Source organism: Yersinia sp. 1652 StPb PI (genome assembly GCF_041538345.1).
GTDB classification, from domain to species: Bacteria; Pseudomonadota; Gammaproteobacteria; order Enterobacterales; family Enterobacteriaceae; genus Yersinia; species Yersinia enterocolitica_E.
Window position 1 is genome coordinate 342,002 of the sequence record NZ_JAULSM010000002.1, and the last position, 23,754, is coordinate 365,755.

A 23,754-nucleotide genomic window follows, 5' to 3' on the forward strand; every position below is an offset into this window, starting at 1 on the left:
TATCAGAACAGATTGATATTAAAAAGAAAGTCATTTTAAGAAAAGCAACAAAATGAACTACCGCCTATATAGTAATAAAAAGTAACTTATAGAATATGGTGGTAGTATTATTTCCCTAGCCAGAAAGTCATTTGTCGATTGTCTTTATCACGCTGCTAATAATATGTCACTCCCATCAGTTACACCCACAGTGTCAATGACCGGCGTATCAGCTATAGCGTTAAACTGAGTAGCGATCGCCATATCGGTGAGTGGTGTGTTTACATCAATACCTTGGGCTTTTAGGAGTTCCAGCATAGGGGTAGCATTACCTCTCAATAAATTGTATATGCCTTCATCTTCACCTCCTTGGTAAGGTTTTCCTGGCTCTGCATGCATCGTTCTGGACAATGAGCATACCGAATAATAAAAATCACCGTCAATACTTAAACCATCTAGTCTCAACTGCACTTGATCAAGCTGCTTAGGGGTATTACCGGTATTAGAGGCGTTATCTGCATTAGGAATAAATGAATTACCAAATTCTAAGGATTGGATATAATTCCCCCGTTCCATGAAGCCATTATCGCCCAATAGAGTGCCACCAACAATTAGCGCAGCTGGCCCATCAGGGTTTTGAAACTCAGCCAGAGCGATTCTATTATTATTCATATCTGTGCTGTCGGAAAAAGTATAGTTGTCATGAATATTGGATATATTAACTAAATCACCATACGCCGTAGCCCACTGGTGAGCATAGGAGGAAATAGTTTCATATTTAATTGATTCATTGTATTTTAGAGTTACTGTCATAATGATATCCTTTTATTTTTAAAAATACCTTATCATTGAAATATATTTACCACTGAGTAAATCATTTAATCCACTTAAATAATTTTAAAGTTAATATACAACACCAACTTTGTTAAATGTTAAGCGGCTAATAATAGCTCACTGCTATCGGCCAAGGTGTCAATGACTGGCATATCAACAATAACGTCAAACTGACTGGCAAGCGCCAAATCTTTGAGTGGTATATTTATATCTACACCTTGGGATTCGAGGATTTTTAGTATGGAAGCGTTATTACCCCTCAGCAGGCCATAGACACCAAGATCCATATCACTTGGATAGCTATTATCTCTATACATTGCATAAAGGGTCTCTAAAATAGAGATATCAATATCATCTGAGATATCTAATCCGCTGAATTTCAGTTGCACTTGCTGGAGTTGAAGGTGATGAAACTGAGGATCCTCCAAGTTAATATCAGGAATAGGAATTAAATTCGCACCAAATTGCAGACTTTCGTTTTCACCGGGGATTATGGGAGATACTTCGGATAACTTCACTCCGTGAGCTTCCTTAACCGCCGCCGCATGCACTCCCTTAGACTCTATCACTATTGCGGCTTTACTTTGAGGGGAGCTACTTTGAATCGCGAATTTGACACCAACGGTGGGCGGATTTGGGCCAGCCGAGTAAATACCATATCCTCTTTCACTCGACTCCAAAGCTATATCACCAAAATCATTGGCCCACCAGTAGGTATAAGAAGAAATAGTTTCATTTTTAAATTCTTCATGGTACTTAATAGTCACAGTCATATTAAAATCCTTTTAATTAAAAATATAACTCATCATTAAGTTATATTGATTTATGGATAAATTAATTCATCTAATTCATCTACAAATATGAATATTATATTTAAAATATAAATATTAACCACTGCCGCAGCCAAGAAGAAACCAGATCTACCAGAGTACGGCAGTGGGCACTTACACTTATTAAAAACACACTAACACATATTACACAGCAGCTAGAATCAACCAGAAAATCCTTTCCCGGCTGTTCTATTTAATTAAGCAGCTAACAGCATATCACTGCTTTCAATTACACCAACGGTATCAATAAGTGGTGCATCGGATACCATAACGTCAAATTGGCTGGCGATAGGCATATCTTTCAGTGGGGTATTCACATCAATACCCTTAGCGGCGAGGATTTCCAACAAGGGTTCTGCATTGCCTCTCATCAAACCGTAGGTGGCTTTATGCATATCGCCTTGGTGGTTTTCTACCATTGTTTTGGTAGGGTCATATTCACCGGTCAGATCTATGCCACTCAATTTCACTTGCACTTGGTCAAGCTGTTTACCAATGCCACTTGGATTATCGCTCAAGTATTCACCCAACTCCAAGTTTGCCATTTTCCCGTGGAAGGTATGGTGGCCCATATTATAGTGCAAATCACCCTCTACGATCATAGCAGTATTAGCACTACTATGAGAGCTGCCAATTGAATATTGGGTACCACTAAACCACCCGCCGCCGGCAAATTGGCCAACGTCCTTGGCATATCCTGGCGCCTGCGTGTCTTTTATATCACCATGAGTGGTAGCCCACTGCTGAGTATAAGAGGTTAGAGTGTCGTTACTGAACTGGCTTTGATATTGGATCGTTACTGTCATATTAAATTTCCTTATTATTAACAACAATTATATGACTCATCATTGAGTCACCGTGACTACAGATGAAATTATAATTCCACCTGAATACTTTAAATTAAATGTTTATATCTGGTGTTTTTATTTAATAACTAGAATTTATATTCAAAACCGCCCTGAATAGTTCGACCACGATTTGGCGCAAAAGAAAGTGAATCACCATAACTGACTATATAAGCGCGATTAGTTATATTTTCTATTGTGCTACGCAAAGTTAAATTATTAGTTACCTTATAGCTAGCATAAAGATCAAATAAGGTATACTTCGGCCAATCCGCAACATAAGCGGTATTAGCGTGGCCGTAGCTATTAACAACCGATGCGTCTTGATGTCCTTTGTTATAGCGAATAATGGTGCCGAGATCCAGCTTTTTATCAAATAATCTTCCACCTAAAGTTAAACTGCCGCGATCACCGGGCAAATAAGCAGAAGAACCAAATAAGTTATTCCCCGCCAAGCAATCAATTATATTGTTTATTTTATCATTTTCGACAAGATACTGATCATCCTTAGTAAATACACGGCGTTTTACCCCTCCTAACCAAGCCCTTTTAGAACAAAAGTTATTAACACCAATCATTCTGGTATAATTGAGACTAGTATAAAATAACCCCATATCATAACTTAATTGATATTCCAGACCGCGAAAACGGGTTGCCAATAAATTATTAATGTAGGTTGCATTTGCAAAAGAACCGGAACCTAGCAGTGGTTTGGTCTTGGATAATTCAAGATTGATATAATTGCTGACGCGGGTATCAAAGTAGGCCATTTTGGCCACCAGGCGGTCTTGTTCACTAAACAGATTACTGTGTTGAATATTAATGCCCGCTTCCCAAGCTTTAGAATGCTCTGCGGCCAGAAACGGATTGGGCAAAATCCAGCCGTGACCATGCGCACTGCCAGTGGCCAGCACTTCGGTCATCGCCGGTGGCCGCCAGGATTTGCCGTAATTACCAAAAAACTCCAGCCACTGCACACCAGGTTTGATACCGATAGCCAAGGTGGGTGAAAGCTGTTGTTCACGGCGATCCACATCCCAGGTCATTTTGACCGTGTTATTTGAGGAGCACCGTCTTGATTCAATAGTAATATGTTGCTCATGTATCTTTCTGTTGCATGGATTTTCACGGGAATAGTTGGCAAGGTAAGATTTGCTCGGCATCCAGGTATTACCCTTTAAGCGAAATTGATCATAACGCAGGCCACCTTCCAGCCGCAGCCAGTCTGCATGTTCGTAATTCAACTGGGCAAAGGTGCTGGTCATGGTGCGCTTGCCGGGTGGGGTGACACCCAGCATTGTTTCGTGAGTTGAGTTGCCGGTGGAGCGGTCACTAAACCACTCGAGGCCATATTTGACTTGTAATTGATGGTGGTCGGCGAAGGTAAAGTAATTGGTATTTTGCAGTTGTAAACCACGGGTGTTCAAACGGGTTTGAGTCCAAAACTTTTTACAAAAAACGGCATCAGAACACAGGGTATCGGTTTCATCATTGGTATCAACGTAATAGATTTTAGCCGCCACATCCAGCCAGGCAATATGTTCTGGCTTGAGGCTATAATCCAACCCTATATTACGGTTCAGCACATCACTTACGCTGCTATTTTTCCAACCCATTTTAATTCTACGGTAGGGATCTGACTTATCGACAAGCGGCATTAACATACTGGCATTGGGGCTATTTATTTGCGTTTGCAAATAGCTGAATACCAGCCGTTGGTCGGCGGGCAAATTCCAGCCCAGTTTAGCGAGCTGTGAGCTCATTTTATAGTTGGCAAATTCAACTTTGTTATTGGTAACTTCTCTGCTTAAAACTGGGGCGGCTTTTGCGCCAAAACGAAGACCACCAATATTTCCTTTATTGCCGGGCCAATAATCTTTTAAATTGCGCTCACTGACAGCAATTAATAGATCACCATATTCATTGCCCAGCGCCAGTGCCGCACTGCCAATAAAATTAGTGCCATTATCACCGGTCATGGCGCGAATTTTACCGCCAATCTCTTTGCCCGGTTCGAGGAAATCGCTGGCATTGACCGTATTAAAGGTGGCAATCCCACCAATGACGCCCGCACCGCCAATATCACTGGTGGCTCCCTTTTCAATCACAACACTACTCAATATTTCTGGATCGATATACATCACACCATGGCGCTGACCATGACCACTTTTCATAAAGTTTTGTCGCATGCCGTCAATATTCATATTGACGCGGCCGTAGTCTTGGATCCCACGGATATTTACGGAAAGCGCGGGGTCTTGCTGACTGACGCTGGAATAGACACCGGGGGTTTGTTCCAATATATCTGCCGCATGGCGGGCAGGGCGATTATCCAATTGTTCGCGGGAGATTTCACTGACTGAGTGCAACTCATCATATACCCAGTCACCGTCCTGGGAATTATTCGCTCCTTCTACCTTGAGTTTATCCAATAGCATATCATTTTCAGCCGAGGGGGTTACCGTTGCCTCCGCCCGAACTTTTGCTGAATACCCTTGCGTAGTTGTTAATGCTATAAAGATACCAATGGCAATTCTATTCATTGAGGTTATTATTTTTCTTCTATCTCTCACTTTATTGTCCATTTATTAGATTTCATCCTTACGATATGAATATAATTAACCTGTTAACTATTGTTAGTTCTTGAATAGCAGACGTGATAATGACCAGCAATAAAGCTAATGCCGGGCAACCAGAGAGGTTTGAACAAAGGAAAGTCATTATCTATTAACGATATGACTGACCTTTTTCAAAATAGAAAAATCATAAAGAATTAAATCCAATAACAGCCCAGCTACTTTATTAATAGATAAGGTAACGTGAAAATAACATGGGGTTTAGGCTATTTTTGAATTTTATATCTTTATTTTTAATCTTAGTAGAGGTTTCACTACAACGCCACTGGTTGATAATGATTATCATAATCATTAGGAGGTATAAACTCAACTGAATATTAAAATTAAAATCTTATTAGGCTGAAAATATTGGTTTTATAACGTAGGTTAAATAAGAAAAATAATCGTTAGAGTAACGTTAATCAAAATAAGACAATATGAAAAATAACATGTAAATTATTTCAAATACGTTTGCATGTAAAATGGGCCACTATAAAGTGGCCCATTATCAATATTAATACCTAACTAATTAAATTAGGCGTTCTTTCGCTTCGGCAATAGCAGAAGCCACCTGCTGTGGTGAGACCCCACCTTTAGCAACACGTTTATCCAGGCAAGATTGCAATGCCAGAATCGGATAGACATCATCGCCAATCACTGCGCTGAACTTCTGCAAATCGGCCAGCGAGAGTGCTTCCAGCGCTTTACCCTGACGAATAGCTTCAACGACTGCTTCACCAACAATATGGTGCGCCTCACGGAAGGGTACGCCCTTGGCGACCAGATAATCAGCCAGTTCAGTAGCATTGGCGTAACCCTGTTCTGCCGCTTCTTTACAACGTGGCCGTTTTACCTGAATACCGTCTAATACCAGCGCCGCCATATGCAGGCAATCGAGCCAGGTATCCAACGCATCAAACAGCCCTTCTTTGTCTTCCTGCATGTCTTTGTTATAAGCAAGAGGCAAGCCTTTCAACGTCATCATCATTCCGGTCAATGCACCTTGTACCCGGCCACATTTACCACGGATTAATTCCAACGCATCTGGGTTTTTCTTCTGTGGCATCAAGGAAGAACCGGAAGTCACACGATCCGATAAATCAACAAAAGCCGCTTCGCCACTGTTGAAGAAGATCAGATCCTCAGCAAAACGAGACAAATGCACCATGCCGATGCTGGCATCAGACAGTAGCTCTAAGACGTGGTCGCGGTCTGAAACACTGTCGAGGCTGTTGCGAGTGGCAGAGGCGAAACCTAACCAGCTAGCCAGTTGTTCGCGATCGATGGCATAGGCAGTACCTGCCAATGCACCACTGCCCAATGGGCTGACATCCAAGCGCGTCAGGGTATCTTGCAGTCGGCTTTGGTCACGCGACAGCATTTCTGCATACGCCAGACACCAGTGAGCAAAAGTCACCGGTTGAGCACGTTGCAAGTGGGTATAACCCGGCATGACGGCATCCTGATTCGCTTCGGCTGTGGCAACCAGCGCCTGCTGCAACTGCTTAACCGCAGTTTGTAATTCAGTAATCTGGAATTTGCACCACAATTTCAGATCGGTCGCCACCTGATCATTACGGCTACGGCCGGTATGCAGTTTTTTGCCTAAATCGCCAACTTTATCAATCAGTTTGGTTTCGACCCAACTGTGAATATCTTCAGCATCACTGTTCAAGATAGCCTGTGGATCGGCCTGCACTTCTTTTTGCAATGCATCAAGTGCCTGTTCCAGTTGTTGCTGTTCGGTAGCCGTTAATACCCCAACCGTCACCAGCGCTTTCGACCAGGCAACAGAACCGATAATATCCTGCTCCGCCAGCCGATAATCAAACCGCAGTGAATCGTTGAATTGCTTGAAACGCTGATCTGCCGCCTGACTGAACCGCCCGCCCCACAATGCCATAATCTTTCTTCCCTAGTTTCAGAATAAAAACTCATAATAAAATAAACAGTATCAGGTATCAGGCCGAAATACGTGTACCGATCGGCTCACCATTAAACAGTGCCGGTAACTGATCCGCATGACGCCAACTGGCAATATCTACCGGGCGGCCTAGTGAGCGTGCTGCATCCAGTGCTGCGTTCACTTTAACTACCATACCATCGGTGATGATGCCTTGAGCAATGAGTTGCTCGGCTTTTTGCGCCGTCATTTCAGCAATCCGTTGGCCTTTACCATCCAGTATGCCACTAACATCAGACAACAAGATCAAATCTGCCCCAAGGGTGGCGGCTAACGCGGTGGCTGCCTGATCGGCATTCACATTCATCAGTTGACCGTCGGCAGTAATACCAATGGAGCTGATAATGGGCATGTAATCCGCAGCCAGCAAGGTATTCACCAAAGTAGGTGATCCCGGCTGAGCATTACCCACATGCCCCAGCTCGGCATCCAGTAGCGTTACCGAGACGGTTCCACCATCGCCCAGACACAAGCCAACAGCATTAATATTATGTTTCACCGCCCAAGACAGCAGGGTTTTGTTAGCGGTGCCCGCCAGTGCGCCGGTAATGATATCAATCTGATCAGCAGGGGTGACGCGTAAGCCGTTTTTCTTCACCACCGGCAAAGCGAGTTTTTTCATAAGATCGTCAACCAGACAACCGCCACCGTGCATAATCACTAGCGGGCGCTCATGCTTTTCGCGATAAGTCACCAATGCAGTAAACAGGCGTTCCAGCGCTTCTTCGCTGTCGAGCAACACGCCACCTAATTTAATGACTAACGGATTCATCATTTTTGCGCCTTATTTAATCGGGTAAAATTTATGGGTTTACAGGCATGACCGCGACCAGCAATTTCGGCTAGTGACTAACCTTGCCCCACAACAAAGACTCGGTTTCTGTAAAACCAAAACGTATATTCATGCATTGCACAGCCTGAGCTGCTGCACCTTTCAGTAGGTTATCTTCGGTCGCGACAATAATTAAATGTTCGCCTTGCACTGAGAAACCAATATCGCAGAAAGGCAAACCAACCACCGCTTTCAACGCGGGAATACCTTGCTGATACAACCGCACCAGCGGTTTATCCTGATAAGCATGGTGATACGCGTTGGCAATATCTTGCGCCGTAATACCCGCGTTCAGACGGCAGGTAATGGTCGCCAAAATGCCCCGGGCGAAATTACCCAAGTGCGGGGTAAAAATAACTGGCGTGCCAAGGTGAGCCACAATTTCTGGATGATGACGATGATTAAACAAGCCGTAGGGCTGTAAACTCACTTCACAGAAACTGTTACCGATACTGGCCTTACGCCCTGCGCCGCTGACGCCACTGACCGCATTAATCACCGGCCACTGTGCTTCATTCAATAATTTATTATCAACCAACGGCTTAAGCGCTAATTGCGATGCGGTTGGATAACAGCCTGGTACCGCGATCAACTGTGCCTGCTTAATCTCTTCTGCCTGCCATTCAGCAAGCCCATAGACGGCTTTATCCAGCCAATCGGGATGTTTATGTTCAAAACCATAATACTGACGGTAAAACGCCGTATCTTTAACCCGAAACGCACCAGAGAGATCGAATACGACACAACCGGCAGCTAAAAATTGCGGCGCTAAATCATGGCTGACCTCGTGGGCGGTAGCGAGGAACACAACATCAACCCCGTTTGCCGCCTGAGCCACATCCACCAAGGGTTGTAGCGGGAGATCAATAATGCCTTTTAGCTGCGGATGCAGGTCAGAAAGTAATTTTCCTGCATCTGCACTTTGCGCTGAAACCGTTAAACCGGTTATGTTCATATGTGGGTGACGACTCAGGTAAGCCGTAAGCTCCGCTCCGGCATAACCACTGGCACCAACAATTAGCGTATTCAACATGGGTTCAGTTCACCTTACCCTGCTTACTTGACGTTGCAGCAGTGCTTATTACTCACTTGCCGCCTACCTGCAACTCCAAGTACTTTGGGTATAAAAATGTAATTCGGTATAAAGACATAAGTAGTCAAAACCGGTATTTGGGTTTTCAGCAAGGTTTTGCTGTTCCCCTCGTGATTGAGCGTTGACATTTTCGTAAATTTAAGGGTGTTTTTCGGTTCCCTTACGCTCAAGCTTAATGTATTTTTATTCATAATTACTGCATGAATATTGATACTATCCTAACCAAAGGCTGTCAACAGTGAAGATGAAATTACCTCCATTTATTGAGCTGTATCGGGCGTTAATCGCGACGCCATCGATCAGCGCAACCGATAGCGCTCTCGATCAAAGTAATGAGGCGTTAATCAACTTGTTGGCCGGATGGTTTGCAGACTTGGGTTTTCGTGTCGAGATCCAACCCGTGCCCGATACACGCCACAAATTTAATCTGCTTGCCAGCATTGGAGAAGGCAATGGTGGATTATTGCTGGCGGGTCATACCGATACTGTGCCTTTTGATGAAGGGCGTTGGACGCGCTCACCGTTCACCCTGACCGAACATGACAATAAGTTGTATGGCTTGGGTACCGCCGACATGAAAGGCTTCTTCGCCTTTATTCTGGATGCGGTGCGCGATATCAATGCCAGCAAACTGAGCAAGCCACTGTATATTCTGGCAACCGCCGATGAAGAAACCACCATGGCAGGCGCGCGCTACTTTGCCGCCTCCAGCCAGCTGCGCCCAGATTTTGCCATTATCGGGGAGCCAACCTCGCTGCAACCGGTGCGGGCGCACAAAGGGCATATTTCCAATGCTATCCGAATTACCGGTCAGTCTGGGCATTCTAGCGATCCGGCACGTGGGGTGAATGCCATTGATTTAATGCATGAATCTATCACTCAATTGATGAAGCTACGCACCAGGTTGCAAGAGCGTTATCACAATCCGGCGTTTACTATTCCGTATCCCACCATGAATTTTGGTCATATTAACGGCGGTGATGCGGCAAACCGTATCTGTGCTTGCTGCGAATTGCATATGGATATCCGCCCGTTGCCGGGCCTGACATTAAGTGATCTGAATGAGTTAATGACCGAAGCGCTGACACCGGTAAGCCAGCGCTGGCCGGGCCGTTTGAGCATTGACGAACTGCATCCACCGATCCCAGGCTATGAATGTCCAACCGATCACCATATGGTAGGAGTTATCGAGAAATTATTGGGTGAGCGTACCGCGGTGGTGAACTATTGCACCGAAGCGCCGTTTATCCAGCAAGTGTGCCCAACTCTGGTGCTGGGGCCCGGTTCGATCGATCAAGCCCATCAGCCAGATGAATTTATCGATATGGCCTTTATCGAGCCAACCCGCGAGCTGATTGGTCAGTTGGTTGACCATTTCTGCCAGCAGTAATTACCTCTTATGGGGTAGGCGATCAATTTTGCCTATTAGGAAGACTGATAACCTGACCTTGGTAATTAAATTTCAGCAATATCCCTAAAATTGATGTTTTTTTGCTAAAAATAGTGTCAATTGGAGTATGGAATTGAACGTGGCGAGTGGAATTGTCCATCTCGGCCTTTTGGGTGAAATTAATTTACAAAAAGAAACCATAAAAGTTTATACCCAAAGTCATTGGCGTTGCAGGTAGGCAGCAAGTGAAAGACAAATCGGTTGAAGACCGATTTGAACAGCATTTATGCTAGCCCGCAGGGTGAGCCTCTTTGAGGCTCATTAATCCCGATCAGCTGACACCGGTCAGTGATTCGGGTGAGTAAGCGTCGCTAACCACCCTGCGGCGTCAAGGGCGAAGGGGATATGGGTCAGGGGTCATATGAACGAACAATATTCCGCAATGCGAAGTAACGTCAGTATGCTCGGTACGCTACTCGGGGACACCATCAAAGAAGCGCTTGGTGAACACATCCTTGAAAAAGTAGAAACCATCCGTAAATTATCCAAATCTTCGCGTGCTGGTAATGAAGCGAGCCGTCAGGAACTGCTGACCACGCTGCAAAATCTGTCCAACGACGAGCTGCTGCCGGTAGCCCGTGCTTTTAGCCAATTCCTCAATCTGACGAATACGGCAGAGCAATATCACAGTATTTCACCACACGGTGAAGCCGCAAGTAACCCAGAAGCTCTGGCCCAGCTTTTCACCCGCTTAAAAGATAAAAAGCTGAGTGAGAAAGATATGCGCAGCGCGGTTGATGAGTTATCCATTGAGTTGGTGTTAACCGCTCACCCAACCGAAATTACACGTCGCACCCTGATCCACAAACTGGTGGAAGTGAATACCTGCCTGAGCCAGTTGGATCACAATGACTTAGCCGATTACGAACGCAACAAGATCATGCGTCGTTTGCGCCAGTTAGTTGCACAATCGTGGCATACTGACGAAATTCGTAAAATACGCCCTTCCCCAGTAGATGAAGCCAAATGGGGCTTTGCCGTGGTTGAAAACAGCCTGTGGGAAGGTGTGCCCGCATTCCTGCGTGAGTTTAACGAGCAGTTACAAAACTCGCTCGATTACCGCTTGCCTGTAGAGGCCGTACCAATACGCTTCACCTCTTGGATGGGGGGGGACCGTGACGGTAACCCGAACGTTACCGCTGAAATTACCCGCCATGTGCTGTTACTCAGCCGTTGGAAAGCCACCGACCTGTTCTTGCGTGATATTCAAGTGTTGGTATCAGAGCTGTCCATGTCGGAATGTACCCCGGAACTGCGTGAATTGGCCGGTGGCGAAGAGGTGGTCGAACCTTATCGCGAATTAATGAAGCGCGTCCGTACCCAGTTGACCAATACTCAGGCTTATCTGGAAGACCGTCTGAAAGGCGAACGTGTCTTGCCACCGACTGATTTGCTGGTGAGTAATGACCAACTGTGGGACCCGCTTTACGCCTGTTATCAGTCTCTGAAAACCTGTGGCATGGAGATCATTGCTAACGGCCAACTGTTGGACACTCTGCGCCGCGTGCGCTGTTTTGGTGTGCCACTGGTGCGTATCGATGTGCGCCAGGAAAGTACCCGCCACACCGATGCCATCGCTGAACTGACCCGTTATCTGGGCCTCGGCGATTATGAAAGCTGGTCTGAGGCGGACAAACAAGCCTTCTTGATCCGCGAACTGAACTCCAAGCGCCCACTGGTTCCGCTGAAATGGGAACCGAGTGCTAATACACAAGAAGTGCTGGAAACGTGCCGGGTGATTGCCGAAGCACCACAAGGCTCTATCGCCGCTTACGTTATCTCCATGGCTAAAGTGCCATCAGACGTGCTGGCAGTACATTTACTGCTGAAAGAAGCGGGTTGCCCATTCACGCTGCCAGTTGCGCCATTGTTCGAAACCCTTGATGACCTGAACAATGCCGACGAAGTGATGACCCAGTTGCTAAATATCGACTGGTATCGCGGCCTGATCCAAGGCAAGCAGATGGTGATGATTGGCTATTCCGACTCGGCAAAAGATGCCGGCGTAATGGCAGCATCCTGGGCGCAATATCGTGCGCAAGATGCGTTGATCAAAACCTGTGAGAAGGCCGGTATCTCTCTGACGCTGTTCCACGGTCGTGGCGGTTCTATCGGCCGTGGCGGTGCGCCGGCACATGCAGCTCTGCTCTCTCAGCCTCCGGGTAGCTTAAAAGGCGGCTTACGCGTCACTGAACAAGGCGAGATGATCCGCTTTAAATTTGGGCTGCCGGAAGTCACTATCAGCAGTCTGGCGCTGTATGCCGGAGCGATTCTGGAAGCCAATCTGTTACCGCCGCCAGAGCCGAAGAAAGAGTGGGTTGAGGTGATGGACATTCTATCGGACGCTTCCTGCGATATGTATCGCGGCTACGTGCGTGAGAATCCTGAGTTTGTCCCTTACTTCCGCGCCGCGACCCCAGAGCTGGAATTAGGTAAGTTGCCATTGGGTTCTCGCCCGGCAAAACGCCGTGCGGATGGTGGAGTCGAGAGCTTACGTGCCATTCCATGGATTTTCGCCTGGACACAAAACCGCCTGATGCTACCTGCCTGGCTGGGTGCGGGGGCCGGTTTGCAAAAAGCGATTGATGCCGGTAAGAAAGAAGTATTAGCCACGATGTGTCGTGACTGGCCATTCTTCTCTACCCGTATCGGGATGCTGGAAATGGTGTTCGCCAAAGCTGATTTGTGGCTGGCGGAGTATTACGACCAACGTTTAGTGGATAAATCACTGTGGCCGTTGGGTCAGCAATTACGTGACCAGTTAGCCGCAGATATTAAAGTGGTGCTGGCTATCGCCAACGATGACCACTTGATGGCTGATTTGCCGTGGATTGCGGAATCGATCGCGTTGCGTAATGTGTATACCGACCCACTGAACGTGCTGCAAGCTGAGCTGTTGCACCGTTCGCGCCAGCATGAGCACCCAGATGCCCGTGTTGAGCAGGCATTGATGGTGACTATCGCCGGTGTCGCTGCGGGAATGCGCAATACAGGTTAGCCATTGATTTTGGGGGAAGCGATTCCCCTGATTATCTTTTGTTTGCTTGATGATTATGATGAAAAGGGGCCACCGCCCCTTTCAAAAATTACGGTCTCACCCCGAGGGTATGGCAAATCGCATAACTCAACTCTGCCCGATTCAAGGTATAGAAATGGAAATCCTTCACCCCTTCACGGCTTAAAATCTTCACCATATCCATCGCCACTGAGGCACCCACCATTTTGCGCGTCTCAGGATCATTATCCAGCCCTTCGAAAATACTGGTCATCCAGTGTGGTACCCGCACGTTGGTCATGGTGGCAAAGCGCTGAAGCTGTTTAAAATTGGATACCGGTAAAATGCCCGGCACAATTTCAACGTCGATGCCGGTAGCCACACAGCGGTCGCGAAAACGCAGATAGCTCTCAACATCAAAGAAGAACTGGGTAATCGCCCGGTTAGCACCCGCATCAATCTTACGCTTGAGGTTGATCAGGTCAGCTTGCGCGCTTTTGGCTTCAGGATGGACTTCTGGATAAGCCGCCACCGAGATATCAAAATCCCCTACGTCTTTCAGCAAGGTCACCAAATCAGATGCGTACATTTCTGGTTTACCACTATCCGGTGGCAAATCCCCCCGCAGAGCAACGATATGGCGGATACCGCTGTTCCAGTAATCGGTAGCAATATCACGTAACTGAGTCGGTGAAGCATCAATGCAGGTCAGATGCGGTGCGGCTTCCAGGCCAGTGCGCTCTTTTATCCCTTTGATGATGCTGTGGGTACGATCGCGCTCGCCAGAGTTCGCGCCATAAGTCACCGAGACAAACTTAGGTTTCAGGGTGCTCAGACGATCAATCGAACTCCACAGGGTCTCTTCCATCTCGCTGGTACGCGGCGGGAAAAACTCAAAAGAAACATTAATCTGACCCTGCAACTCTGACAGACTTTGATTCAGCGCTTCCCGCTGGTTTGCGTGGAAAAAACTCATACCCTGTTACTCCATTGTCGTTATGACGACTTATGTTATCTGTTACCGCTCATTTATGAGCGTCTATACGTTTAGACGGCTAAATAGAAAATGACGGAAGTTGGCTAAAGAGTCAACTTTTAAATAAGTTTAGGACGATGATTAATCTTCACACGCCATACGCAGAAAATTCATGTAGACCTCTAACCCTTGAAGTTACAGGGGTTCGCGGTGTTCGCTTACTGCCTGTCAGCAATATGCGCTCTTGGGGACCGGCATTAAAGAGGGAATGGATTAAAGAGGTAATTTCGCCTCCTCCGCTTAAGCAGAAGAGGCGAATTAATGCAAATTACAGCAATTGAGACAGGCGGTTTAAATCAGACTGAATTGCTCCGGCAGTAACATCACGCCCGGCACCAGGGCCACGAATGACCAGAGGGTTATCGCGATACCAACGGCTCTCAATGGCAAAGACGTTATCGCACGGCAGCAACGAAGCCAGCGGATGGTCAGCACGAACGGCTTCAACGCCCACTCGAGCCTTACCATTAGCATCAAAGCGTGCCACGTAACGTAACACCAACCCCATCTCATTCGCGGCTTCTAAGCGCTGAATCATTTGCTGATTCAATGCTTCGCCATTTTCAAAGAACTGATCTACCGACCCCACATCAGCACCAGCAGGCACCAGCGACTCCACCCGCACCTGATTCGGTTCAATGTCATAACCCGCTTCACGGGCCAGAATCACCAGTTTACGCATCACATCCTGGCCGGAAAGATCCACCCGTGGGTCTGGCTCAGTCAGACCTTGCTGCCAGGCTTGATCGACCAATTCGGTAAAGGGTACCGTGCCGTCAAATTGCAGGAATAACCACGACAGCGTGCCGGAGAAGATACCACTGATCGCCAAGATACTGTCGCCGCTATCACGTAGATCACGCACCGTGTGGTTAACCGGTAAGCCAGCGCCCACCGTGGCGTTGTACAGCCAGTGGCGGCCGGTTTTGGCAAAAGCATCGCGAATTTGGCGGTAGTTATTGCTACTGGATGCACCGGCCAGTTTGTTGGCGCTGATAACGTGGAAACCGTAGCTGGCGAAATCCAGATATTGTCCGGCCAGCGACTCACTAGCGGTCACATCCAGCACCACCAAATCATCAAACGGGTGTGCTCGCATCCACAAGAACAGCGACTCTTCATCCTGCTCTTTGGCTTCGTCATCATAAAATGCCAATGTCCGACTGGCATCCAGCCCATCGTAACTTAACAGGCTGCGGCGGCTATCCACCACACCTGCCAGCACAAACTCAAAACCACTGCGCGCCGAGATATTCTTCTGCTCGCGGGCGAACAGTTCCAGCCAGCGGGCACCAATATTACCTTTGCCGAACAGCATCAGACCAATGCGTTTTTCTGCACGGAACAGTGACTGGTGCAAGCCCTGAATCAGGTGTTCAGTCGGACCAAGGCGCAAAACGGCCACCATGCTGATCCCATCTTCTGCCTGCCAAATAAACTCAACTGGCTGATCTTTTAACTGTTGGTAGAACCGGTGGCTGTGCAGTGGGTTCTTGCAGACCCCCGCGCCCACCAGTGCGACCAGTGCCAGCCCTTCGCGTAGGGATAATTTACCCGGCAGCGCGGCATCTTCCAGCACTCTTAGTGCACTGTTAACTACTTCGGAGGTATAGCAGAGTTGCAACAGATTGCGATCGGGATGAATACCGGTGGCTAGCGGTTTGATTTGCGCACGTTTGAGTAGCAAATCAATCTCTTTCTGCGCCAGCGAGAAATCGTGATGACCGGCAATCTGCAATTCGATCAGGCAGACATCATCATGGCTGGTAACGATTTTCGCCCCCGAACCTGATGCCAGTACGCGCTCAATGCGGGTTGAACCCTGCTCTGGCTGATAACTACAACGCAGTTGTAAATCGATATCGCTGCCTGAAACCGGCTGTAGCGTGCGGGTATGCAGCACCGGTGCTGCCAGACGGGCCAATTCACTGGCTTCATCCAATCGCAGTAACGGTAACAGACAGGCATCTTTTACTTTGCGTGGGTCAGCACTGTATACCCCAGCAACATCACTCCAGATGGTCACCCGCTCGACCCCCGCCAGCGCCCCGACTTGTGTCGCCGAGTAGTCACTGCCGTTACGCCCCAGCAGCACGGTTTCACCGGAATTACTGCGCGAGATAAACCCTGTCACCACCAAACGTTGATGTGGATGCTGGGCCATTAATTGTTGTAACAGCGGGTAAGAACGGCCTTCATCGATTTGTGGTTGTGCCGCACGCTCTGCGCGCAGGAAACTACGGGCATCCAGCCAGGTGGCGTTCATATCCTGCTTGTTCAAAACCGCCGCCATCAAACGGGCGGACCAAATCTCACCGTGCCCCACCACTTCGGCATAAATTGCATCGTCGACTTTGTTATCCAGCAGGCCCGCCAAACGCTCCAAATCATGGATAAACTCACTAATCAGCGGTTCGGCCATTTCTGGAGACAATAAGCCACTGATCAGATCATGTTGATAACGACGTAAATTTTGTTGCACCTGATGAGCAGAAAGACGATCACTTTGGCTCAGTTTCAACCAGCTAATCAGTTGGTTGGTGGTACTGCCTGCCGCAGACACCACCATCAGATCACCAGGATGACTGTAATTGGCCATAATATTGGCCACCCGCAGGTAACACTTCACATCCGCAAGGCTACTACCACCAAACTTATGCAGTTGACGGCCGGTCACCGCCGCTGCTACCGCTGTTGCATTCATGCTTACCTCGTTCCCGCCAACTGGAAAGCATTTTCCAAATCGGCAATCAAATCTTCGCTGTCTTCAATACCCACGGAAATGCGCAACAAGCTGTCAGTAATACCTGCGGCAATGCGCGCTTCTGGTGCCATACCGGCATGGGTCATGGTCGCTGCATGGGAAATCAGACTTTCCACACCGCCCAAAGACTCTGCCAGAGTAAATAACTCAAGGGCTGAGAGGAAGCGACGCAGTAGCTGTTCATCACCATCAAGCTCAAAACTGAGCATCGCACCGAAACCAGACTGCTGACGGCAAGCAATTTCGTGGCCGGGATGTTGTGGCAGAGAAGGATGATACAGCTTTTTCACTAAAGGCTGCTGCTGTAAATAACGAACAATCTCATCCGCGTTACGTTGCTGCTGAGCCATACGTGGCGACAAGGTACGCAAACCGCGTAATAACAGGTAGCTATCAAATGCTGCCCCCGTTACCCCGATATTATTCGCCCACCATGCCAGCTCAACCGCCAGCTCAGGATCTTTGGCAATTACCGCACCAGCGACCACATCAGAGTGACCATTTAGGTATTTAGTACAGGAGTGAACCACCAAATCCGCCCCTAAAGAGAGTGGCTGCTGCAAGGCGGGGCTGAGGAACGTGTTATCACAAACCGTCAGAGCACCTACTGCACGTGCCGCCTTACAGATAGCGGCAATATCTACCACTCGTAGCAGCGGATTACTGGGTGTTTCAATCAATATAAGCTTGGGTTTTTCCGCCAAGGCCCGGCTCAATGCCGTTTCATCACCCTGATCGACAAACAGCACCCGATAAGCACCGCGCTTGCTCAGACTATCGAATAAACGATAACTGCCGCCGTAACAGTCGTGTGGGGCGACCAGCAAATCACCCGGCTTTAGGAATGTGGTGCAAACCAAATGAATCGCCGACATCCCGCTGCTGGTCATGACTGCACCCGCACCACCTTCCAGTTCCGCCAGTGCACGCTGTACCACATCGCGCGTCGGATTCCCGCGACGTGAATAATCATGTGCGCGCGGCTGATTAAAATCGATAAAATTATAGGTACTGGAGAGGTGAATCGGGGGAACAACGCAGCCGTATTGCTCGTCATCGTTCAACCCGCTACGGACTGCTATTGTTGCCTGTTTACGCGTCATATGGATTTCCACCAGCCGGTTATCGAGAAAATGTTACGCCAGATTAGACGCACAAATTACGGACGTCAATACATCTGGACATCTAAACTTCTTTGCGTATAGATTGAGCAATGGAATAATAACCGCTAAAATTGTAGAGGCTTTAACTATCTTAATGATGTCAGTGAGTTTTCGGTGGTGTTTTGTTTAACCGCAACGAGCGTATCGAAAGGTAACGGCTATCAATAAGTAGTAAATTGATTAAATGGGTGATGTTGCTCTAGTAAAATCGACATTTATTTAGTGAGAACAGCGAAGATCGGGCATAATTGGCCGGTTTTCAGAATTTTGTATTTTCCCGACAAATTTAAGGTGTCCCATGGCTGAGTGGAACGGCGAGTATGTCAGCCCTTACGCTGAACACGGTAAGAAAAGCGAACAGGTCAAAAAAATTACGGTATCCATTCCGCTGAAGGTGTTAAAAATCCTCACCGATGAACGGACCCGCCGTCAGGTGAACAACCTGCGCCACGCCACCAACAGTGAATTGTTGTGTGAGGCCTTTTTGCATGCATTTACCGGCCAGCCGCTACCGAATGACGAAGACCTGCGTAAAGAACGTAGCGATGAAATCCCGGAAGCCGCGAAAATTTTAATGCGTGAGTTGGGTGTTGATCCCGATACCTGGGAATATTGATAAATACAGTTTTAACATGATACTCATCACTCCACTGATTCGCTTTAATTGTATTTTTAATCGTAAAGTGGAGTGAAATTAATGCCTTTTCCCGTGGGAGATGGTTTGCTTACCGCTAAAATAAGCGACTTACAGATCAACAATATGTGGAGTGAGGATGTCCGTCCTCATCTTAGTCTGTGGGAAAAAATCAAAGATTTTTTCTTTTCCATTCATCAAGAAGAAGCACTACAACTCTTATTTGATCTCTATCACCCTTCGCCAAATACTACCCCACAAAGAGTTAAAGAGATTTGGGAACAATTAAGACAGTTAGCCTCACCGGGTTATGAGAGCTGTTTTGGTTGTACCGATTCTAATCTCGATCCCAATCATTTCACCATTGATGGTACAAATTTATCGCTGCAAATAGGTACTGATGGCTACAAAGTCACTAATGATTTTACTCTAGATCTAAAGTACAGATACCAACCTAGCAATTAAGTGCCCTATAGTCAGTTGGATCATGCCAATCTCGCGACACTGACTATCATCTTTTGCTAACAACAAAAAAGGCACCCGAAGGTGCCTTTTTCATCTGACGGGCAATAATTACTTCTTAGCGCCCGGCATGCTGAAACGCTTGTTGAAGCGGTCAACACGGCCACCGGTAGCAACATCACGCTGCTTGCCAGTGTAGAACGGGTGGCATTCGCCGCACACGTCCAGATTCAGGTCATGACCAACAGTAGAGTTGATCTTGATAACGTTACCGCAAGAGCAAGAAGCAGTAACTTGTTCGTATTTAGGGTGGATACCTTGTTTCATGGAAAACCTCTATATTTAGGCCGTGTCGCTATCCAGCCCTGTTCCGCCAGACACCACACGATTGATAAATAACAATTTGATTGTTAACGAACAGCTGCGGATAAAGTAAGCAACGGTTGTTAACAGGATTTGATATCGAATTATACCAAAGGCGGCGAATCATACAGAATTTGACTAAACCGCGCAATCGAATCCGCACATTGTGAAGCACGCAGTGTAAACTGTTCAATCTTTATTTATACCCGTCATACTTCAAGTTGCATGTGCGTTGGCTGTGCTCAATAACCCGAATCACTTACTCATGTAAGCTCAGCGGGATTTTCTCGCTTGCCGCCTTCCTGCAACTCGAATTATTTAGGGTATAGGCCAATTGTACTTATTTAGACCAATTTTAGTTATTAGGATGAAAAAACATGTCCGTTGTTCAAGTGGCATTACCCGTACCGTTGGCCCGTAGCTTTGATTACCGTTTAGACAGCGCCATGGCCTGCCCGGTGGTCGGTGCTCGCGTCAGTGTGCCATTTGGTAAACGCAAAGCCATCGGAATTGTGGTGGGTATCAGTGATACCAGCACATTCCCCCTTGAACAACTGAAAGCCATTGACGCCGTTCTGGATGAGCGCAGCCTATTCCCACCCAGCTTGTGGCGCATTCTCTGCTGGGCAACCGAGTATTATCATTACCCGATAGGTGAAGTGCTGTTCCATGCTCTACCTATTCTGTTGCGCCAGGGGAAGCCTGCCCAATCTGCGCCGTTGTGGCAGTGGTTCGCAACCGAACAAGGGCGAGCCACACCACCGGAAAGCTTAAAACGCGCACCGAAGCAGCAGCAAGCGCTTGCCGCATTATTGCAAAAACCGGTCTATCGCCATCAAGTTAATGAAATGGCACTCACCGAAAGCGCATTGCAGGCATTACGCAGTAAAGGGCTAATTGACCTGCGGGCGCAGGAAATCGCGACTACCGATTGGCGCAACGGCTTCGCCGTTCTGGGTGAGCGCCTGCGGCTGAATACCGAGCAGGCAACCGCCGTTGGGGCGATTCGCAGTGAAGATACCCAGTTTGCGGTCTGGCTGCTGGCTGGGGTGACCGGCTCCGGTAAAACAGAAGTTTATCTGAGCGTGCTGGAAAATATTCTGGCACAAGGCCGCCAGGCGTTGGTTTTAGTCCCTGAGATCGGCCTGACCCCACAGACTATCGCTCGTTTTCGCGAAAGGTTTAACGCCCCCGTTGAGGTGCTCCATTCAGGTTTAAATGACAGCGAGCGTTTGTCCGTCTGGCTACGGGCGCGTAACGGCGAAGCCGCAATTGTTATTGGTACCCGCTCGGCACTGTTTACGCCGTTTTCCCGCCTCGGGGTCATTATTATCGATGAAGAGCACGACAGCTCTTATAAACAGCAAGAAGGCTGGCGGTATCATGCCCGGGATTTAGCCGTATTTCGTGCCCGTGAAGAAGGCATTCCTATCGTGATGGGCACGGCGACCCCGGCGCTTGAGACCCTGCACAATGTGCAAATGGGTAAATATCGCCAGTTGACGCTATCTAAACGGGCGGGGAATGCCAAACCCGCCGTACAGCATTTGCTCGATTTAAAAGGCTTGCCGCTTAAAGTTGGCCTCTCTCAGCCACTGCTAAAACGGATGAAAACCCATTTGCAGGCCGATAATCAGGTAATTTTGTTCCTGAACCGCCGTGGCTATGCTCCCGCGCTACTGTGCCATGAGTGTGGCTGGATTGCTGAATGCCAGCGCTGCGACCACTATTACACCTTGCATCAAAATCACCGTCAGTTGCGCTGCCACCATTGCGACAGCCAGCGCCCGGTGCCTCAGCAATGCCCAAAATGTGGTTCAACCCATCTGGTCTCTGTCGGTGTTGGCACTGAACAGTTAGAGAACGAACTGGCTCCTCTGTTCCCGGATACTCCCATCACTCGAATTGACCGCGATACCACCAGCCGCAAAGGCTCGCTGGAACAGCATTTGGCTGATGTCCATCAAGGGGGTGCGCGCATCTTGATTGGTACCCAAATGTTGGCTAAAGGGCATCACTTCCCTGATGTCACGCTAGTGGCCTTGCTGGATGTCGATGGCGCACTGTTCTCGGCAGATTTCCGTTCGGCAGAACGGTTTGCCCAGCTTTATACACAAGTTTCAGGTCGTGCCGGGCGCGCGGGTAAGCAAGGTGAAGTTATTTTACAAACACACCACCCCGAGCATCCACTGCTGCAAATTTTGCTGCAACAGGGCTACGATGCCTTTGCCAAACAGGCCCTAGAGGAACGTAAAAGCGTATTTTTACCGCCTTATACCAGCCATATCATCGTGCGCAGTGAAGATCACGATAACCAGCAATCCGCGCTATTCCTGCAGCAATTGCGTAATTTGCTGGAAGCCAGCCCACTCAAAGATGATGCATTGTGGATTATGGGGCCAGTGCCCGCATTGCAGGCCAAACGCAGTGGGCGCTTCCGTTGGCAATTGCTGTTACAGCACCCTTCACGGCAATTGCTACAACGGCTGATTAAAACCTCTCAGCCGCTAATCAATACATTGCCGCAGGCACGTAAGGTTAAGTGGACGTTGGATGTTGACCCAATAGACAGCTAATTCCCCGCCTTAATTCATGCCAATAACGTTGGGTAGTCTCTCTTTTACTTGGGGGATTTATTGTTTGATCTGTGCCACAAAGCAATCGATTACCCCGCTTTCTGCGAGCCAGTGCGAAAAAACCTACTTATGTCACACTTTTTATGCAAATTAGGTAACAAATTACCCCCACTATCTGTATAGAATGACGGAAAGCCTGCATTAAGCATCAGTGCTGGCTCGGAGCCAGAGCAAGGAGAAAGGCGTTGGAACATAAGAAAGAATTCACGATGGCTACCATGAAAGACGTTGCTGAAATGGCAGGTGTTTCAACTGCGACGGTGTCACGCGCACTGATGAACCCGGAAAAAGTGTCAACAGTCACCCGGCAAAAAGTGGAGCAAGCTGTTCTGGCGGTGGGTTATTCTCCTCATGCTTTGTCCCGCAATATTAAACGTAATGAATCGCGCACAATTCTGGTTATTGTACCGGATATTAGTGACCCGTTTTTTGCTGATATCATTCAAGGGATTGAGTATGCGGCAGCCCAGCAAGGTTATCTGATCTTAATTGGCGATTGCGCACAACAAACCCAGCAAGAGCGTAGCTTCGTTAACCTGATCATTACCAAGCAAATTGATGGCATGTTGTTGTTAGGTTCCAATCTGCCTTTTGATGCCAGCAAAGAAGAGCAGCGCAATTTGCCGCCAATGGTGATGGCAAACGAGTTCGCTCCTGAACTGGAACTGCCAACGGTACATATCGATAATCTGACTGCCGCTTATGAGGCGGTTAATTATCTACATGAATTGGGGCACAAACGTATTGCCTGTGTTGCCGGGCCGGAGAGTTTGCCGCTAAGCCATTATCGGCTCCAGGGCTATATTCAGGCACTGCGTCGTAATGGTATCGCTGTCGACAGTGACTATATTATGCGCGGTGACTTTAGCTATGAAGCTGGCGCAGAAACCTTTGCGGTGCTGATGGCATTGCCTCATCCCCCAACAGCAATATTTTGTCACAATGATGTGATGGCGATAGGCGCGATGTGGCAGGCAAAGAGAATGGGACTACGTATCCCGCAGGATGTCTCGCTGGTAGGCTTTGACGACCTGAAGTTGTCACAGTATTGTGATCCCCCTTTGACCACCGTGGCTCAACCACGTTATCAAATTGGTCAGCAAGCCATGTTACTATTACTTGAGCAGCTACAAGGGCATTCAGTACAAAGTGGCTCCCGGTTGTTAGACACCGAGTTAATTGTCAGGGAAAGTACTGCTGCGCCTAAACGCTAGGCAAATATTCAGGGGTTCAGTAACATGACGGACTTATTCCATCATC

Annotated in this window: 17 protein-coding genes; 6 read left to right on the forward strand and 11 right to left on the reverse strand. The window is 47.8% G+C overall.

Annotated features, from left to right (window positions below):
- Window positions 1–147: 147 nt before the first annotated feature.
- From Q2T71_RS18190 to argC, 7 genes are all read right to left on the reverse strand, one after another.
- Window positions 148–792: a heme acquisition protein HasA gene (locus Q2T71_RS18190; RefSeq protein WP_372560110.1), complete on the reverse strand. Its 645-nt coding sequence runs from the start codon at window positions 790–792 to the stop codon at window positions 148–150.
- Between the two features lie 119 nt (window positions 793–911).
- Window positions 912–1,586 (reverse strand): heme acquisition protein HasA, encoded by a 675-nt coding sequence (locus Q2T71_RS18195; RefSeq protein WP_372560111.1) that lies wholly within the window; start codon window positions 1,584–1,586, stop codon window positions 912–914.
- A 254-nt stretch (window positions 1,587–1,840) separates the two neighbouring features.
- Window positions 1,841–2,449, reverse strand: a complete 609-nt coding sequence (locus Q2T71_RS18200; protein WP_372560112.1) for a heme acquisition protein HasA — start codon at window positions 2,447–2,449, stop codon at window positions 1,841–1,843.
- A gap of 128 nt (window positions 2,450–2,577) precedes the next feature.
- On the reverse strand, window positions 2,578–5,073 hold the full coding sequence (locus Q2T71_RS18205; RefSeq protein ID WP_372560113.1) for a TonB-dependent hemoglobin/transferrin/lactoferrin family receptor: 2,496 nt from the start codon (window positions 5,071–5,073) through the stop codon (window positions 2,578–2,580).
- 559 nt (window positions 5,074–5,632) lie between these two features.
- Window positions 5,633–7,006: an argininosuccinate lyase gene (argH, locus tag Q2T71_RS18210; RefSeq protein ID WP_372560114.1), complete on the reverse strand. Its 1,374-nt coding sequence runs from the start codon at window positions 7,004–7,006 to the stop codon at window positions 5,633–5,635.
- 58 nt (window positions 7,007–7,064) lie between these two features.
- On the reverse strand, window positions 7,065–7,838 hold the full coding sequence (argB, locus tag Q2T71_RS18215) for an acetylglutamate kinase (protein WP_372560675.1): 774 nt from the start codon (window positions 7,836–7,838) through the stop codon (window positions 7,065–7,067).
- A gap of 70 nt (window positions 7,839–7,908) precedes the next feature.
- Entirely contained in the window at window positions 7,909–8,931 is a 1,023-nt protein-coding gene (gene argC, locus Q2T71_RS18220; RefSeq protein ID WP_372560115.1) for an N-acetyl-gamma-glutamyl-phosphate reductase, read from the reverse strand.
- A 304-nt stretch (window positions 8,932–9,235) separates the two neighbouring features.
- On the opposite strand from argC, the gene argE reads away from it, so the two are divergent.
- A complete protein-coding gene (gene argE / locus Q2T71_RS18225) occupies window positions 9,236–10,381 on the forward strand; it encodes an acetylornithine deacetylase (protein ID WP_372560116.1) in 1,146 nt (381 codons plus the stop codon).
- Window positions 10,382–10,802: 421 nt separating this feature from the next.
- Window positions 10,803–13,439 carry a phosphoenolpyruvate carboxylase gene (gene ppc / locus Q2T71_RS18230; RefSeq protein WP_372560117.1) on the forward strand — a complete coding sequence of 879 codons (2,637 nt, stop codon included), beginning with the start codon at window positions 10,803–10,805 and terminating at the stop codon, window positions 13,437–13,439.
- An 88-nt stretch (window positions 13,440–13,527) separates the two neighbouring features.
- Here ppc and metF read toward each other — a convergent pair whose 3' ends face one another.
- The 3 genes from metF to metB all read right to left on the reverse strand — a co-directional run bounded on the left by metF (window position 13,528) and on the right by metB (window position 18,339).
- On the reverse strand, window positions 13,528–14,412 hold the full coding sequence (gene metF / locus Q2T71_RS18235; RefSeq protein WP_083161792.1) for a methylenetetrahydrofolate reductase: 885 nt from the start codon (window positions 14,410–14,412) through the stop codon (window positions 13,528–13,530).
- Between the two features lie 328 nt (window positions 14,413–14,740).
- Window positions 14,741–17,176, reverse strand: coding sequence for a bifunctional aspartate kinase/homoserine dehydrogenase II (locus tag Q2T71_RS18240; protein WP_083161790.1), 2,436 nt, complete (start codon window positions 17,174–17,176; stop codon window positions 14,741–14,743).
- 2 nt (window positions 17,177–17,178) lie between these two features.
- Window positions 17,179–18,339 carry a cystathionine gamma-synthase gene (metB, locus tag Q2T71_RS18245; protein WP_372560118.1) on the reverse strand — a complete coding sequence of 387 codons (1,161 nt, stop codon included), beginning with the start codon at window positions 18,337–18,339 and terminating at the stop codon, window positions 17,179–17,181.
- A 358-nt stretch (window positions 18,340–18,697) separates the two neighbouring features.
- On the opposite strand from metB, the gene metJ reads away from it, so the two are divergent.
- The gene (gene metJ, locus Q2T71_RS18250) at window positions 18,698–19,015 is read left to right on the forward strand and encodes a met regulon transcriptional regulator MetJ (protein ID WP_004392248.1); all 318 of its coding nucleotides are present in this window, start codon (window positions 18,698–18,700) and stop codon (window positions 19,013–19,015) included.
- Between the two features lie 81 nt (window positions 19,016–19,096).
- Window positions 19,097–19,498, forward strand: a complete 402-nt coding sequence (locus Q2T71_RS18255; RefSeq protein ID WP_372560119.1) for a hypothetical protein — start codon at window positions 19,097–19,099, stop codon at window positions 19,496–19,498.
- Between the two features lie 108 nt (window positions 19,499–19,606).
- Here Q2T71_RS18255 and rpmE read toward each other — a convergent pair whose 3' ends face one another.
- Window positions 19,607–19,822 carry a 50S ribosomal protein L31 gene (gene rpmE, locus Q2T71_RS18260; RefSeq protein WP_083161786.1) on the reverse strand — a complete coding sequence of 72 codons (216 nt, stop codon included), beginning with the start codon at window positions 19,820–19,822 and terminating at the stop codon, window positions 19,607–19,609.
- 413 nt (window positions 19,823–20,235) lie between these two features.
- Here rpmE and priA point away from each other — a divergent pair, with 413 nt between their 5' ends.
- Window positions 20,236–22,434, forward strand: a complete 2,199-nt coding sequence (gene priA, locus Q2T71_RS18265) for a primosomal protein N' (RefSeq protein WP_372560120.1) — start codon at window positions 20,236–20,238, stop codon at window positions 22,432–22,434.
- A gap of 245 nt (window positions 22,435–22,679) precedes the next feature.
- On the forward strand, window positions 22,680–23,708 hold the full coding sequence (cytR, locus tag Q2T71_RS18270) for a DNA-binding transcriptional regulator CytR (protein WP_083161782.1): 1,029 nt from the start codon (window positions 22,680–22,682) through the stop codon (window positions 23,706–23,708).
- Window positions 23,709–23,754: the final 46 nt, after the last annotated feature.

Bases quoted from the DNA above. Each gene is read 5' to 3' on its own strand.
- Q2T71_RS18190 (WP_372560110.1), bottom strand. From the start codon at position 792: ATGACAGTAACTCTAAAATACAATGAATCAATTAAATATGAAACTATT.
- Q2T71_RS18195 (WP_372560111.1), bottom strand. From the start codon at position 1,586: ATGACTGTGACTATTAAGTACCATGAAGAATTTAAAAATGAAACTATT.
- Q2T71_RS18200 (WP_372560112.1), bottom strand. From the start codon at position 2,449: ATGACAGTAACGATCCAATATCAAAGCCAGTTCAGTAACGACACTCTA.
- Q2T71_RS18205 (WP_372560113.1), bottom strand. From the start codon at position 5,073: ATGGACAATAAAGTGAGAGATAGAAGAAAAATAATAACCTCAATGAAT.
- argH (WP_372560114.1), bottom strand. From the start codon at position 7,006: ATGGCATTGTGGGGCGGGCGGTTCAGTCAGGCGGCAGATCAGCGTTTC.
- argB (WP_372560675.1), bottom strand. From the start codon at position 7,838: ATGAATCCGTTAGTCATTAAATTAGGTGGCGTGTTGCTCGACAGCGAA.
- argC (WP_372560115.1), bottom strand. From the start codon at position 8,931: ATGTTGAATACGCTAATTGTTGGTGCCAGTGGTTATGCCGGAGCGGAG.
- argE (WP_372560116.1), top strand. From the start codon at position 9,236: ATGAAATTACCTCCATTTATTGAGCTGTATCGGGCGTTAATCGCGACG.
- ppc (WP_372560117.1), top strand. From the start codon at position 10,803: ATGAACGAACAATATTCCGCAATGCGAAGTAACGTCAGTATGCTCGGT.
- metF (WP_083161792.1), bottom strand. From the start codon at position 14,412: ATGAGTTTTTTCCACGCAAACCAGCGGGAAGCGCTGAATCAAAGTCTG.
- Q2T71_RS18240 (WP_083161790.1), bottom strand. From the start codon at position 17,176: ATGAATGCAACAGCGGTAGCAGCGGCGGTGACCGGCCGTCAACTGCAT.
- metB (WP_372560118.1), bottom strand. From the start codon at position 18,339: ATGACGCGTAAACAGGCAACAATAGCAGTCCGTAGCGGGTTGAACGAT.
- metJ (WP_004392248.1), top strand. From the start codon at position 18,698: ATGGCTGAGTGGAACGGCGAGTATGTCAGCCCTTACGCTGAACACGGT.
- Q2T71_RS18255 (WP_372560119.1), top strand. From the start codon at position 19,097: ATGCCTTTTCCCGTGGGAGATGGTTTGCTTACCGCTAAAATAAGCGAC.
- rpmE (WP_083161786.1), bottom strand. From the start codon at position 19,822: ATGAAACAAGGTATCCACCCTAAATACGAACAAGTTACTGCTTCTTGC.
- priA (WP_372560120.1), top strand. From the start codon at position 20,236: ATGTCCGTTGTTCAAGTGGCATTACCCGTACCGTTGGCCCGTAGCTTT.